At 64.3% G+C, this 14,079-nt stretch carries 13 protein-coding genes and 1 pseudogene; 9 read left to right on the top strand and 5 right to left on the bottom strand.

Translation table 11 applies throughout. The features are described from left to right. From RFN28_RS01935 to RFN28_RS01925, 3 genes and pseudogenes are all read right to left on the bottom strand, one after another. Complete coding sequence (locus tag RFN28_RS01935; protein WP_320285686.1) at positions 1-906, bottom strand: carbohydrate ABC transporter permease; 906 nt, start codon at positions 904-906, stop codon at positions 1-3. Between the two features lie 66 nt (positions 907-972). Beyond that, positions 973-2,289 (bottom strand): ABC transporter substrate-binding protein, encoded by a 1,317-nt coding sequence (locus RFN28_RS01930; protein WP_320285685.1) that lies wholly within the window; start codon positions 2,287-2,289, stop codon positions 973-975. A 388-nt stretch (positions 2,290-2,677) separates the two neighbouring features. Continuing rightward, positions 2,678-3,337 (bottom strand): annotated as a pseudogene (locus tag RFN28_RS01925) (TetR/AcrR family transcriptional regulator); the annotation flags it as partial. A 123-nt stretch (positions 3,338-3,460) separates the two neighbouring features. Here RFN28_RS01925 and RFN28_RS01920 point away from each other — a divergent pair. Genes RFN28_RS01920 through RFN28_RS01910 form a run of 3 tightly spaced genes read left to right on the top strand, consistent with a single transcriptional unit; the run spans position 3,461 to position 5,952 of the window. Then, a complete protein-coding gene (locus RFN28_RS01920; RefSeq protein ID WP_320285683.1) occupies positions 3,461-4,657 on the top strand; it encodes a Tm-1-like ATP-binding domain-containing protein in 1,197 nt (398 codons plus the stop codon). A gap of 12 nt (positions 4,658-4,669) precedes the next feature. Beyond that, on the top strand, positions 4,670-5,521 hold the full coding sequence (locus RFN28_RS01915; RefSeq protein ID WP_320285682.1) for a phosphoenolpyruvate hydrolase family protein: 852 nt from the start codon (positions 4,670-4,672) through the stop codon (positions 5,519-5,521). 14 nt (positions 5,522-5,535) lie between these two features. Further along, positions 5,536-5,952 (top strand): cupin domain-containing protein, encoded by a 417-nt coding sequence (locus RFN28_RS01910; protein WP_320285681.1) that lies wholly within the window; start codon positions 5,536-5,538, stop codon positions 5,950-5,952. A gap of 75 nt (positions 5,953-6,027) precedes the next feature. On the opposite strand, the gene RFN28_RS01905 is transcribed toward RFN28_RS01910, so the two are convergent. Further along, on the bottom strand, positions 6,028-7,209 hold the full coding sequence (locus RFN28_RS01905) for a M24 family metallopeptidase (RefSeq protein WP_320285680.1): 1,182 nt from the start codon (positions 7,207-7,209) through the stop codon (positions 6,028-6,030). Positions 7,210-7,547: 338 nt separating this feature from the next. On the opposite strand from RFN28_RS01905, the gene RFN28_RS01900 reads away from it, so the two are divergent. The 6 genes from RFN28_RS01900 (at position 7,548) to RFN28_RS01875 (ending at position 13,393) form a co-directional block, all read left to right on the top strand. Continuing rightward, positions 7,548-9,158, top strand: a complete 1,611-nt coding sequence (locus RFN28_RS01900) for an ABC transporter substrate-binding protein (RefSeq protein WP_320285679.1) — start codon at positions 7,548-7,550, stop codon at positions 9,156-9,158. Positions 9,159-9,296: 138 nt separating this feature from the next. Then, complete coding sequence (locus tag RFN28_RS01895) at positions 9,297-10,283, top strand: ABC transporter permease (RefSeq protein WP_320285678.1); 987 nt, start codon at positions 9,297-9,299, stop codon at positions 10,281-10,283. Then, a complete protein-coding gene (locus RFN28_RS01890; protein ID WP_320285677.1) occupies positions 10,280-11,110 on the top strand; it encodes an ABC transporter permease in 831 nt (276 codons plus the stop codon). Before RFN28_RS01895 ends, RFN28_RS01890 begins: the two co-directional genes overlap by 4 nt. Then, positions 11,107-12,114 carry an ATP-binding cassette domain-containing protein gene (locus RFN28_RS01885; protein WP_320285676.1) on the top strand — a complete coding sequence of 336 codons (1,008 nt, stop codon included), beginning with the start codon at positions 11,107-11,109 and terminating at the stop codon, positions 12,112-12,114. Before RFN28_RS01890 ends, RFN28_RS01885 begins: the two co-directional genes overlap by 4 nt. Continuing rightward, positions 12,111-12,890 (top strand): ABC transporter ATP-binding protein, encoded by a 780-nt coding sequence (locus RFN28_RS01880; protein WP_320285675.1) that lies wholly within the window; start codon positions 12,111-12,113, stop codon positions 12,888-12,890. The genes RFN28_RS01885 and RFN28_RS01880 overlap by 4 nt, the downstream gene beginning before the upstream one ends. Then, positions 12,887-13,393, top strand: a complete 507-nt coding sequence (locus RFN28_RS01875) for an L-2-amino-thiazoline-4-carboxylic acid hydrolase (RefSeq protein ID WP_320285674.1) — start codon at positions 12,887-12,889, stop codon at positions 13,391-13,393. Before RFN28_RS01880 ends, RFN28_RS01875 begins: the two co-directional genes overlap by 4 nt. On the opposite strand, the gene RFN28_RS01870 is transcribed toward RFN28_RS01875, so the two are convergent. Further along, the gene (locus RFN28_RS01870; protein ID WP_320285673.1) at positions 13,390-14,064 is read right to left on the bottom strand and encodes a GntR family transcriptional regulator; all 675 of its coding nucleotides are present in this window, start codon (positions 14,062-14,064) and stop codon (positions 13,390-13,392) included. The two genes, RFN28_RS01875 and RFN28_RS01870, sit on opposite strands and share 4 nt — an antisense overlap. Positions 14,065-14,079 lie beyond the last annotated feature (15 nt).

Genomic DNA, 14,079 nt, shown 5'->3' with positions numbered 1-14,079 from the left:
TCAACGCTCCTTCACCTTGTTGAGATACTTCACGTAGAGGTTGGTGATGGCTAAAACCATGATCAGCACGATGTAGGCCAGCGCGCAGGACTTGCCTGTATCCCACTGCTGGAACGCCTGTTTGTAAAGCCGGATCGCGATCAGCTCCGCGGTCGGCTGCGTCGTCATCGTGTAGGCGATGTCGAAGGTCTTGAAGGCTTCCATGGTGCGGAAGATCAGCGCGATAAGCAGGATCGGCGAGACCAGCGGCAAGGTGATGCGCGTGAAGGTGTACCACCAGCTGGCGCGATCGATCGCGGCGGCCTCGTAGAGATGCTGCGGCACCGCCGACAGGCCGGCGAGCGAGAGCAGCATGACGAAGGGCGACCACATCCAGATATCGGTGATCGCGACCGCGTAGAGCGCGCTGTCCGGATTGGAAAGCCAGGCGAAGTCGCCCAGGCCGAAGACGTAGTTGATCGGGCCCCAGGACGGGCTGTAGAGCAGCTGCCAGAACAGGCCGACGACCGCCGCCGACATCATCATTGGCAACAGCAGCAGCGTGGTGATCAGGCCCTTCATCGGGAAGCTGCGGTTGAGCAGAAGCGCGAGCCCGAAGCCCACGATCATCTGGCCCGCCACCGACACGATCACGTATTTCGCGGTGATGATGAAGTTCGACCAGATGTGGTCGTCGCTGAGCAGCTCCCGATAGTTCTGCAGGCCGACGAACTGCCACGGCTCGCTGCGGTTGGCGGCGAAATTGGTGAAGGAATAGCCGAGCGAATAGATCAGCGGAAAAATGTTGAAGACGATCAGGAAAACCAGCGTCGGGATGATGAACATGTTGCGGATGGTCAGATCCGACCAGCCGCGCGCGGCGGCCCTGGATGCGGGATCAAGATTGGTGAGGGCTACCGAAGCCAACGGTCGTTCTCCCTGAAACAGGAATGCCGGAGGGGCAACCCTCCTCCGGCATTCTGACTGTGACGCTTACTTGTAGCGGTTGTATTTGGTGAACGTCGCCTTCCAGTCGGCGGCGGTCTTGTCGAGCGCTTCCTGAGCGGTGCCCTTGCCGCCGACCACGAACGGATAGATGTTCTGGTTCAGCTGATCGAGCACCTCGGCATATTCAGGCGTTGCCCAGAAGTCCTTGACCATGAACATCGTGTCGTAGAACGCCTTGTTGTAGGGCGTGGCATTCTGGAAGGCTTCGGACTTCAGCACAGCCTGGCTGCAGGTGTAGCCGCCGAGCTCCGCCCACTTCTTCTGGGTCTCGTCCTTGATGAACCACTCGAGGAACTTCATCGCCTCGTCCTTGTTCTTCGAGTACGAGACGACGGAGATGCCCTGACCGCCGAGAGCGGCGAAGCGCTTGCCGTCCGGCCCGGCAGGATTGGCGAAGAAGCCGGTGACGTCGGCATAGGGGTTGGTGGCCTTGTTCACCAGCGGCGGGAAGAAGGCGAAGAAGTTCATGCTCATCGCGGCGAGGCCGCCGGTGATCGCCTGGTTGTCTTCCACGAAGAACGTCTTGCCCCAGCCGGGAGGCGTGAACTTGTAGAGTTCCTTGTACATTTCGAGGCCGGCGGCAGCCTGCTTCGAATTGGTGATGCCGTCGACCTTGTAGGTGGCGTAATCGCCGAGATCGCCGCCATAGCTGAAGATGGCGCTTTCGACGCCCATCGCCATCGCGTCATAGGAATTGTCGGTGTAGATTGCGATGCCGTACTTCTTCTGGTCCGGACGGTGGAAGAACTCTGCGATGTCGCGCAGCTGCGCGTACGTCTTCGGCACGTCGAGGTCGTAGCCGTACTTCGCCTTGAAGGCTTCCTTCTCCTTCGGGTCCTCGAACCAGTCCTTGCGGTAGGACCAGCCGATCGCATCGCCTTCCAGCGGGATCGCCCAGTACTTGCCGGAACCGCCGGGATATTCGGCATAATACTTGATGGTCGCCGGCGCCATCACATCGCCAAGCTTGTGCTTGTTGAAGAAGTCGGTCAGGTCGACATAGTGGCCCTGCGTCGAACCGGCGCCCAGCCATTGCGAGTCGCCGACCACCATGTCGTAGGCGTCGCCATGCGCGTTGAATTCGGTGAAGGCCTTGGTCTGGAAATCCGGCCACGGCGTGGTCTGCACCGTGACCTTCACGCCGGTCTCGGCCGTGTAGTCATTGACGAGTTCCTGGAGATAGTTCGCCGGATCCCATTCCGCCCAGAAGATGGTGAGTTCCTTGTCCTGCGCGCGGACGGATGTCCCGCAGGCAAGCGCCAACCCGATACCAGCAATCACGCTGGTCACTATCTTGCGCATAGTTTTCCTCCCTTGTGCGCATTCTACCGTGTCATGCAGGCCGGCTGCGTGGCCGGCCCTGGTAGTTCCTCCCGTGATGGCACTTTCCGGTTTGGGCCTCCTCGCCCAGCCGGAAAAACGGATCGCAATCCTCATTTTCGATCCGCTTCATGCGTACTGATCTGGTATTACCAATTCAAGATGGCCGTCAAGCGCTTTCTTGGACGCCGAAAAGCGGTCCGACAAGCCAATCGAGACGGTATCTGTCTGTTTTCTCTTATTTTTCCTACTCCTTGATATGAGGAGGCCTTGTTTGCGGCGATACATCACAACTACTATCAGCGGCCGGCTTCCCAATCTGGTCGAACCAGATTTTAGACATCCCCGTCTTGGATGCCGCTATGAGTCCACCCGCTTTCGCTTCCGATTCCACCATCGCCGCACGCACCAGCGCGCCCGCCGCCCACTCGGCGACCGCCATCATGTCGCGGCTGTCCAGCCCCCATATGTCCTTGAGCACGATCAGCACCTCGACACCGAACGTCAGCGACAGTGCCTGGGCGAGACGTTTGAACTGACGCGGCTTCAACCGGCCCTTGAGCGGCGCGATCGCATCCTTGAGCAGGTCGATGCGATGGCCGCGCGTGAAGGCGGGCTCGGAGCCCAGCGTGCCTGCCTGCTGCTTCGCCCATTGTTCGAGCGAAAGCTTGAGCGCCGCCTTGAATGTCGCCTCGAAAGCCTCGATGCGCGGCATGGCGGAGGCGAACAACTCGGCCACCCGCCGCTCCGGATCGTTGGAAGCCGATTTCCAGGTGAGGATCGGCCCGAGCCCCTCGTCGACGACCGCCTGTACAAGTGCCGCCTGGCTCGGGAAGTAGCGATAGGCGGTCGCGCGGGAGACTTCCGCCGCCTCGGCCACCTCGCTTACGGACGGCGTCACGCCGGACTGCATCAGCCTCGTCGCCGTCTCCAGCATCAGGCGCTTGGTGCGCGCGCGTGGCCCCTTTTCGGCCGCCGGCGCTTGCCCGGCTTCGTCGTTGGAAGCGGCTTGTTGACGTGAGACATCCATGTCAATACGATACGCGCGTCTCAAAAAATTGCAATGGCCCGGCCTTGGCAGGCGGCCAGACATGAAGCGGCAGGCGGCAGTGCCGAGCACGCCAGACAACTGAGGGGACAACGGGGAACTCGGATGAAGCGCATCTATGTGGTCGGCACTGCCGACACCAAGGGTGAGGAACTCGCTTTCCTGGCCGATGCCGTTGCTGCTGCCGGCGGTCCGGTCATCCGTGTCGATATCGGCACGCGCGGCGCGACCGTCCCCGTCGATGTCGCGGCAAGCGAGGTCGCCGCTCACCATCCGGATGGAGCCGGCGCGGTGCTCGGCATCGACAACCGCGGCACCGCCGTTGCCGGCATGGGCGTCGCATTTGCCCGCTTCATCCAATCCCGCGACGACGTTGCCGGCGTGATCGGCATTGGCGGCGGCGGCGGCACCTCGATCGTCACCGCCGGCATGCGTGCGTTGCCGCTCGGCCTGCCCAAGATCATGGTCTCGACGCTCGCTTCCGGCGACACCGCGCCTTACGTCGATGTCTCCGACATCGTCATGATGCCGTCGGTCACCGACATGGCGGGCCTCAACCGGCTGTCGCGCGTCGTGCTGCACAACGCCGCCCAGGCGATCGCCGGCATGGCGGCTAAGCCGGCGCCGATCGCAGCCGGCAAGCCGGCGCTTGGGCTGACCATGTTCGGCGTCACCACGCCATGTGTCACGGCAATCGTCGAGCAGTTGCGCGCCGACTATGACTGCATGGTGTTCCACGCTACCGGCACCGGCGGTCGCTCGATGGAAAAGCTCGCCGACAGCGGTCTGCTCGCCGGCGTGATCGACATCACCACGACGGAGGTCTGCGATCTTCTGTTCGGCGGTGTGCTACCGGCAACGCAGGATCGCTTCGGCGCCGTTGCCCGCACCAGGCTGCCCTATGTCGGCTCGGTCGGCGCGCTCGACATGGTGAATTTCTGGGCGCCGCCGACGATCCCCGAGCGCTATCGCGGCCGTCTCTTTTACGAGCACAATCCGAATGTCACGCTGATGCGCACGACCGCCGAAGAATGCCGCAGAATAGGCGAATGGATCGGCGGTCGCCTTGCCCGTTGTGACGGCCAGGTTCGCTTCCTGATCCCGGAAAAGGGTGTGTCCGCCCTCGACATCGAGGGCGGCGCCTTCTTCGACCCGGAAGCCGATGCGGCGCTGTTCGAGGCCATCGAGCGCACGATCAAGCCGACGAAGAACCGCACCGTGACGCGCCTGCCGCTGCACATCAACGATCCCGCATTCGCCAAGGCCGCAGCCGAAGCCTTCCTCGACATCGCCAAGACGTGAGACCCGACAAGCATGGCCGCCATTCCGCGCAAAGAGATCCTGGAAAAATTCCGCAAGATGATCGCCGACGGCGTGCCGATCGTCGGCGGCGGCGCCGGCACCGGCCTGTCGGCCAAGGCGGAGGAGGCCGGCGGCATCGACCTCATCATCATCTACAATTCCGGCCGCTACCGCATGGCCGGACGCGGCTCGGCCGCCGGCCTGCTCGCCTACGGCAATGCCAACGAGATCGTCAAGGAAATGGCCTATGAGGTGCTGCCGGTGGTGAAGAGGACACCGGTGCTGGCCGGCGTCAACGGCACTGATCCTTTCGTCATCATGCCGTTGCTGCTCGCCGAGCTGAAGACGATGGGTTTCTCCGGCGTGCAGAATTTTCCGACCGTCGGCCTGTTCGACGGCACCATGCGCCAGAGCTTCGAGGAGACCGGCATGGGTTTCGGGCTCGAAGTCGACATGATCGCCGAAGCGCACGAGCTCGACCTGCTGACCACGCCTTACGTCTTCAACCCGGACGAGGCGCGCGCCATGACACAGGCCGGCGCCGATATCATTGTTGCCCATATGGGCGTGACGACCGGCGGCTCGATCGGCGCCACCTCGGCGAAGTCGCTCGATGCCTGCGTGAGGGAGATCGACGCCATTGCCGACGCCGCGCGCTCGGTGCGCAAGGACGTCATCCTGCTCTGCCACGGGGGCCCGATCTCGATGCCGGACGATGCGCGCTACATTCTCGAACGCTGCCAGGGCCTGCATGGCTTCTATGGCGCAAGCTCGATGGAACGGCTTCCGGCGGAAGCGGCAATCGCCAGGCAGACGGCGGATTTCAAGGCGGCAATCGACAAAGCGAATACTGCCGGCAAATAGAAAGGGATGAGGCAATGGCCGACAAGAGCAACGTGTTCGTCTACCCGAAGGATGTCAGCGCCTTCGGCTTCGACTGGGGCAGGCTGGCCCTCACCGTCGCGCCGGAGGTCAATGGCGCGGTCCGCTTTTCCGGCGGCGTCGTCGACCTGCCGCCCGGCAAAGGGCACACCCGCCACAACCATCCGGGCGCCGAAGAAATCATCTTCGTCATCTCCGGCAACGGCGAGCAGATGGTCGAGGACGAAAAGGGCAATCCGGTGGTCGCGAAGGTCGGCCCCGGCTGCACCATCTATGTCCCCGAGAGCCGCTTCCACTCGACGCTCAACACCGGCGATCAGCCAATGCAGCTCTTCGTCGTCTACTCGCCGGCCGGCCCAGAGCTGGCGCTGCGGGAGCTACCGGATTTCAGGCTGCTGCCGAGCGGGCAGTGATGAATTTTCCTTCTCCCCGTTCTACGGGGAGAAGGTGCCGGCAAGCGGATGAGGGGCAGCGCCGACCGCGGTTTATCAAGCCCCACCCCTGTTCCACCCGCGCCCGCGATCGCCGAACATCACATAGCCGGCGTCGGTCACCGCGACGGTGTCCTCCAGTTTGATGAAGCCGCGTGTCGGGTGGAGCATGGTGGTCTCGACCGAGAGCACCATGTTCTTTTCCAGCGGCTTTGCCGCATAGGTGCCTTCATAGGTGACCGGATGGTTGGTCATCAGGAACGGCGCCTCATGCGTGATCAGACCCATGCCGTGGGCGAAGAAATCCGTAAAGGCCGCCACCTTCGAGGCCTTCAGCACGCTCTCGGCGTGGGCAATCATGTCGCCGCCGAGCGTGCCCAGTTTGACCTTTGAGAAGGCCGCCTGCTGCACCGCCTCGACTTCGGCCAGAAGATCCTCCAGTTCGGCATCCGGCTCGCCAAGCACGCCCATGCGGCATAGATCGCCGATATAGCCGTGATAATTGCCGCCGGAATCGATCGACAGCACCTCGCCCTTTTTCCACGCCTGGTCTGAGGCGGCACGGTTGTGGTTGGAGCCCAGCGTCAGCAGGCAATATTCGAAATGCGCGCCGCGATTGGTCTCCTCTCGCCTGAGCCGTTCGATGATGTCGGTCTTGGTCGTGCCCTCGCGCGCCCAGGCAATCGTCGCCAGCATGGAATCGGTGATCAGTTCGGAGGCGATGCGCAGCTTTTCGAGCTCCGCTTCGGTTTTGATGGCGCGCATATTTTCCAGCATGCCGGTCGCGTCGATCAGCTTCGCATCCGGCAGCGCCTTGCGGATCAGCGTATAGGCATCCGATGGCAGGAAGCCCGGCTCGATGCCGATGCGCGCCGCCGACTTGCCGATCTTCTGCAGATGCTCGACCGCAAGGTTGGCGGCGTCGAGCGTCCCCCAGCAGGCGGTATGCAATGTCGGCGTCCAGAACGGATGGTTCTGATGCTCGCCGCCTTCCATGCGGTTGCCGATATAGGCTGCATGCTCCGGCCCGCCTTTTTCGTAGAGGACGATCGGCAGGTAGCGGCTGTGTCCGATGGCATCCATCGCCGCGAAGAAGATGAACTTGTAGCCACCGAGCAGATATTGCGTGTTGTGCTTGGAGGTGGCGAAGAGCACGTCGATGCCGGCCTCCTCCATCAGCCGGTCCACCCGCGCCTGGTCGAACGGGATGACGCTGGTCTTGCCCGGAGCGATGTTCATCTGCCTCTCCTGATATCCTTGGCAGCGCAAGCGGCGAATTTTCTCGAATTGCGATTGGCGGCGAAATCTGCACCATTTTAGCCGCTCTGGTCCAGCCAGAATTGACAGCGTGCGGTCGGCACAACCTTCATCGGCAGGCAACTGGAGGCGTTACCTCATATCTGGTCCTACCAGATAATCGCAGCCGCAGCTTGAATATAACTGGTCCAGCGGACGAAAATTTCAAAGCCAAGCCGGCATGCGCCAAATCCGTCTCTGGCGAAACCTTTGCCGAAGGCCATAATCCCCAACTGTTCGAGATAGCCGCACCTGCCGTGGGCGAAGAGGGGAGTTGAGCGATGTCCGAATTGACGATTTCACGCCGCAGCCTGCTTGCCGGTTCGGCGTTCCTTTTGGCCTCGACTGCGCTGCCGGCAATCGGCCGGGCGCAGACGCCGAAAAAGGGCGGGCGGTTGATCGTCGCCGCCGACTCCGAGCCGCGCAACCTCAACCCTGCGATTGTCGCCTCCAATGGCGTCTTCTTCATTTCCAGCAAGGTCGTCGAGACGCTGGCCGAAGCCTCCTACGACGGCAAGGATGGATTGCAGCCGCGCCTGGCACTTTCCTGGGAAGGTGCGGCCGACGGCCTGTCGGTGACCTTCAAATTGCGCGACGGCGTCAAATGGCATGACGGCAAGCCCTTCACCTCCGCCGACGTCGCCTTCTCGGCGCTGCAGGTCTGGAAGACGCTGCAGAATCTCGGCCGCACCGTGTTCAAGGATCTCAGCACGGTCGACACGCCCAACGACCTGACCGCCGTCTTCAAATTCGCCAAGCCGACGCCGCTCCAGCTGATCCGCAACGCGCTGCCGGCGTTGACGAGCGTCGTGCCGAAGCACGTCTATGAGACGGGCAAGATCGAGGACAATCCGGCCAACAACGCTCCGGTCGGCACCGGCCCGTTCAAATTCACCGAATACAAGGCCGGCCAGTACTATCGGCTAGCGCGGAACGACGATTATTGGGGCAAGGACGAGCCCTATCTCGACGAGATCGTCTACCAGGTGCTGCCCGATCGCACCTCGGCGGCGGCCGCGCTGGAGGCGGAAGAGATCCAGCTCGCCGCCTTCTCCGCCGTGCCGCTCGCCGATCTCGACCGCATCTCCAAGGTGCAGGGCCTGAAGGTCATCACCAAGGGCTATGAAGGGCTGACCTACCAGCTCGTGGTCGAGATCAACCATCGCCGCAAGGAACTGGCCGATCTGAAAGTGCGCCAGGCGATCGCGCATGCCATCGACAGGGATTTCGTCGTCAAGACGATCTTCCTCGGCTACGCGGCGACCGCGACAGGCCCGGTGCCGAAGAACGATCCGCAATTCTACACCGCCGATGTCCCGACCTATCCGTTCGACGTCGCAAAGGCCAACGACCTGCTCGATGAAGCCGGTTACAAGCGCGCCGACGACGGCAAGCGGTTTGCGCTGAAACTGCTGCCGGCGCCCTATTTCAACGAGACGAAACAGTTCGGCGACTATCTGCGCCAGGCGCTCGCCGCCATTGGTATCGATGCCGAGATCGTCAACAACGACTCGGCCGCGCATATGAAAGCGGTCTATACCGACCACGCCTTCGACCTCGCCGTTGGCCCGCCGGTGTTCCGCGGCGACCCGGCGATCTCGACCACCATCCTGGTGCAGAGCGGCATCCCCGACGGCGTGCCCTTCTCCAACCAGGGCGGCTACAAGAATGCCGAACTGGACGCGCTGATCGCCAAGGCATCGGAGACGCTCGACACATCAGCGCGCACGGAGCTCTACAAAGAGTTCCAGAAAAAGGTGGCGGCCGACCTGCCGCTGATCAACGTCGCCGAATGGAGCTTCATTTCCGTCGCCCGCGACACCGTCGGCAACATCGCCAACAACCCGCGCTGGGCGGTGTCGAACTGGGCGGACACGTATTTGCAATCATGACACACTCGCGCGGATGAGCGTTCGCGAGGAAATCATCGTAGACATCGAGCTCTACGAGACCCCCCTCTGTCCGGCAGGACAGAGGGGGGTGCCTTGGCGTAATCCTAGCCAGGATGTCGGCAATCCCTCGAGGCGCGCATGACCCGCGCCCTCCGCCTCCTGCGCCGCCGTTTCGTCGGCAGCATCTTCGTGCTCCTGATCGTCGTCATCGGCAACTTCCTGCTGCTCGAAGCAGCCCCCGGCGACGCGGTCGATGCCTATATCGTCTCGACCGGCGGCGATGCCGGCATGATCGAATTGCTGCGCCACCGCTGGGGCCTCGACCAGTCGGAACTGACCCGCCTCGCCAACTTCCTCTGGGCGCTGCTGCATCTCGATCTCGGCCAGTCGGTCACCTTCTCGCGGCCGATCAGGGACGTCATCCTCGAACGCCTGCCCACCACGCTCATCCTGATGGGCAGCGCCATCGCGCTTTCCTTCGGCCTCGGCTCGGCGCTCGGCATCTATGCCGGCGCGAGACCGGGCAGCGTTCGCGACCGCTTCCTCTCGCTCGGCTCGCTGGCGCTCTATGCCGTACCCGGCTTCTGGCTCGGCCTAGTGCTGATCGTCGTCTTTGCTGTCGATCTGCGCTGGCTGCCGATCGGCGGCATCGAGGCCGTCGCTTCCGACAAGACCGGACTTGCCCGCGCCACCGACATCGCCATCCATCTCGTGCTGCCGGTGGTAGCACTCGGTTTCATCTATCTGGCGCTCTACCTGCGCATGATGCGCGCCGGCATGGCCGAGGCCTGGCGGCAGGACTTCGTGCTTGCCGCCCGCGCCAGGGGTCTGCCGCGCCGCCGCATCGTGCTCGCGCATGTCGCCCGCAACGCGCTCCTGCCTCTGGTCACCATGCTCGGCCTGCAGTCGGCGCAGATGCTGGGCGGCAGCGTCGTCATCGAAAGCGTCTTTGCCGTGCCAGGCCTCGGCCGGCTGGCACAGGAAGCCGTCGCCGGTCGCGACACGCCGCTGCTGCTCGGCATCATTCTGGTCAGCGCCGTTCTCGTCATCGTGATCAACCTTGTGGTCGACCTCGCCTACGCCTTCCTCGATCCGCGCGTCGGCGCCAGCGAGGCCGGCGCATGAGCCGACTGAGCCGCTTCTTCCGCACGCCAGAGGCCATCGCCGGCGCGCTCGTCCTTGCCTTGCTCGTCGTGATGGCGCTGACCGCACCCCTGCTTTTCCCAGGCGACCCGCAGGCGATCGCCGGTCCGGCGCTGCTGCCGCCCTTCCAGACATGGTCGCTGCCGCTCGGCACCGACCGGCTCGGTCGCGATGTGCTGCCCGAGCTTTTCCACGGCGCCCGCACCTCGCTGGCGGTAGGACTGGCGGCGGCCGCCGCGGCACTCCTGATCGGCGCGGCGGTCGGCACGCTGGCCGGCTTCGCCGGAGGTCTGATCGACGAGGTGCTGATGCGCATCACCGACGCCTTCCAGACGGTGCCGAGCTTCCTGCTGGCGCTGGCCTTCGTCAGCATCGTCGGGCCCTCGCTCGGCGTCGTCATCGGGGCAATAGCACTCGGCGCCTGGACCGGACCCGCGCGGGTGGCGCGCGCCGAAGTCCTCTCGATCCGCGAGCGCGATTATGTCGCCGGTGCCCGCGTGATCGGCATGCATCCGTTGGAAATTGCTTTCCGCGAGGTGCTGCCCAACGCCTTGCCGCCGGTGCTGGCGCTGTCTTCTGTGATCGTCGCGGCCGCCATCCTCACCGAGGCAGCACTTTCCTTCCTCGGCCTTGGTGACCCGAACCGTGTCACCTGGGGCGGCATGATCGCCGAAGGCCGCGCCGTCTTGCGCACCGCGCCGTATCTGTCGATCTTTCCCGGTATCGCGCTGGTGCTGACCGTGCTCGGCGTCTACCTCGCCGGCGAAGGCGTGGTCGAAGGCAACGCGGTGCGCAGGAGCCTGTCGTGACGGCCCTGCTCTCGATCCGCGACCTTTCGGTGCGCTATCGCCAAGACGGCGTCGATGTGACAGCGCTGAAAGGCATCAGCCTGGATGTTGAAGCCAGCGAGCGCCTGGCGATCATCGGTGAAAGCGGTTCGGGAAAAAGCACGCTGGCGCTGGCGGCAGCGGGGTTGTTGGCGGGATCTGCCAAGATTGACGGGCGCATCGATTGGTTCTTGCCAGCAAATGCTGGCGCCAAGGCACCCCCCTCTGTCCTGCCGGACATCTCCCCCTCAAGGGGGGAGATTGGCAGCTCCGTTGCCGACGCACTTCTTGCGACCTCGAAGATTGGCGAAGGCGGAGATCACAAACCAATCTCCCCCCAAGAGGGGGAGATGTCCCGCAGGACAGAGAGGGGCGCGACAGAACGCCGGCTGTCCGTGATTGGCGAAATTCAAGCCCCTCTCCTCGGCCGCGACATCGGCTTCGTCTTCCAGGACCCTTCCTCCAGCCTCGACCCGGTGATGCCGATCGGCGAACAGATCGCCGAGGTCGCCCGCACGCATCTCGGCCTGACCTGGCCTGAAGCTTATGCCAAAGCCAAGACCCTGCTGGACCGCGTCCACCTGCCCGACCCGGAAGCTACGTTGGGTGCCTATCCGCACCAGCTCTCCGGCGGCCAGAAGCAGCGCGTGGCGATCGCCGCGGCAATCGCCGCCGGACCGAAGCTGCTCATCGCCGACGAGGCGACCAGTGCGCTCGACACCATCGTGCAGGCCGAGATCGTGTCGCTGATCCGCCGGCTCGTCGCCGAGGACGGCATGACGCTCGTCTTCATCAGCCACGATATCGCGCTCGCCGCCACCCTTGCCTCGCGCATCGCCGTGCTGCGCCATGGCGAGTTGGTCGAGTTCGGCAAGACGCATCAGATCATCGACGCGCCGCGCCACGCCTATACCCGCACGCTGCTCGATGCCCATCTCGGTCTCGACGCCGAGCCTCTGCTTGACCGGCAGGGTGCTTCGGCATGACCGTGCTCGCCGTCTCCAATCTCGCCAAGCGCTACCGCCGCGGCGGCAAGCCCTTTGCGGCGGTCGACGATGTCTCGTTCGAGATCGGGCCGGCCGAGACGCTGGCGCTCGCCGGCCCCTCCGGCAGCGGCAAGTCGACCATCGCGCGGCTGGTGCTACGGCTGCTCGAGCCCGATGCCGGCCGCATCGAATTCGAAGGCGCGGACTTCCTTGCGCTGTCGGGCGCCGCGCTGCGCGCGCGCCGCGCCCGCCTTCAGATGGTGTTCCAGGATCCGCTCGCCGCCTTCAACCCGCGCGCCACCGTGGCGCGCGTGCTCGACGACCCCTTGCGCATCCATGGCATCGCCTCGCGCGCCGAGCGCCCGCGCCGCATCGCGGCGCTTCTGGAGCGTGTCGGCCTCGGTGCCGATCTTGCCGCCCGCGCCATCCACGAGATTTCCGGTGGTCAGCGCCAGCGCGTAGCGATCGCCCGCGCGATCGCCACACAGCCTTCCTTGATCGTCCTCGACGAGGCGGTGTCGGCGCTCGATGTTTCGGTGCGCGGACAGATCCTGGAATTGCTGCTCGACCTGCAACGCCAGGAACGGATCGCTTATCTCTTCATTTCACATGATCTCGGCGTCATCCGCGCCGTCGCGCATCGCGTCGTCATCCTCGACGCCGGCCGGGCGGTCGAGAGCGGCGTCGCCCGCGCCGTCATCGGCAACCCGCAATCGGCGATCGGCAAGGCGCTGGTGGCGGCGACGCCTAAATTGAACAGGACCACAAGACCATGAACGACCACGCACTGAGAGCCGAGAAACTGTCGCGCGAGCTCGATTCTGCGTTCCGCAACCGCGCCGACCTCTACCGTCTTTTCCTGGACGAGCTGACCGCTGAGCTCGGCGCCGAGAGGGCCGAGGCGGTGATGGTCCGCACCATCGAAAAGCGCGGCCGGGAGGTCGCTGCGACGGCCTTCGCCGGCTTCGGCCCCAACGACGCGCTGGCGATCGGCGAGGCGTTCCTTTCCGTCAGCCCGGATGGCGGGCGCATGTACCCGACCCATGTCGAGCACGGACCGGACCATATCGCCTTCAAGGTTAAGCGCTGCCCGTTGAAGGATGCCTGGATCGAGGCCGGCGTCGGCGAGGAAAAGCTCGCCACGCTCTGCCGCATCGCCGGCGCCTTCGACCGCGGCCTGTTCGAGGCGACTGGCGTGCGCTTCGCCAACGTCACCTGGACGCCGGGCCACGGCTCCGGCTGCTGCCACATCGCGCTGGCCAACAGGGACACCGCCTAACCATTCGGCTGCAGCGCCGTGCGGGCGATCTTCCAGGCGGATTCGACATGCCGCCGCGCCGCCGCTTCCGCCTCCTCCGGCTTGCGCGCCCTGATCGCATTCATGATCTCTTTCATTTCGGCGATCGCCGGCTCGCGCCGGTTCGCCGAGGCTATCGTCATCGAACGCAGCTGGTTGATGCGCACGTTGAGCCCGCTCACGATCTCCCAGGCGACGCGCTTGTCAGCGGCCTCGAACAGCGCTTCGTAGAACTTCGTCGTCGCGCGCATCACCGCCGGCGGCTTGCCCGAGGCCCAGGCTTCGAAGAGCTCGCTGAGGGCATGCTCCAGCACTGCCAGTTGCGCATCGGTTGCCGATAGCGCGCAGGCGCGCGCCGCGATCCCTTCCAGCAGGGCCCTGAGCTCGTAGATCTCGTCGGTGCGGCCGAGATCCGGCTTGGCCACCGCCGGCCCGTGTCCGGGGATCATCTGAACGAGACCCTCAGCCTCCAGCTGCCGCAAAACCTCGCGCACAACCGAGCGGCTGACGCCAAGCTGATCGCAAAGCGGCCGCTCGACCAGCCTTTCGCCGGGCTGGAAATGAAAATCCATGATGGCTTCGCGCATGCGCTCGAGAGCCAATGTTCTCAAGGTCTTGGCGCTGCGATCGATGCGAAGGGTGTCGTCCTGCATGTCCTTGCTCCCTGC

The sequence above is a fragment of the Mesorhizobium album genome (assembly GCF_033977205.1).
Taxonomy (GTDB): Bacteria; Pseudomonadota; Alphaproteobacteria; order Rhizobiales; family Rhizobiaceae; genus Mesorhizobium; species Mesorhizobium album.
Note: the sequence above shows the minus strand (reverse complement) of the source record. Positions and strands in the feature narration are given on the sequence as shown.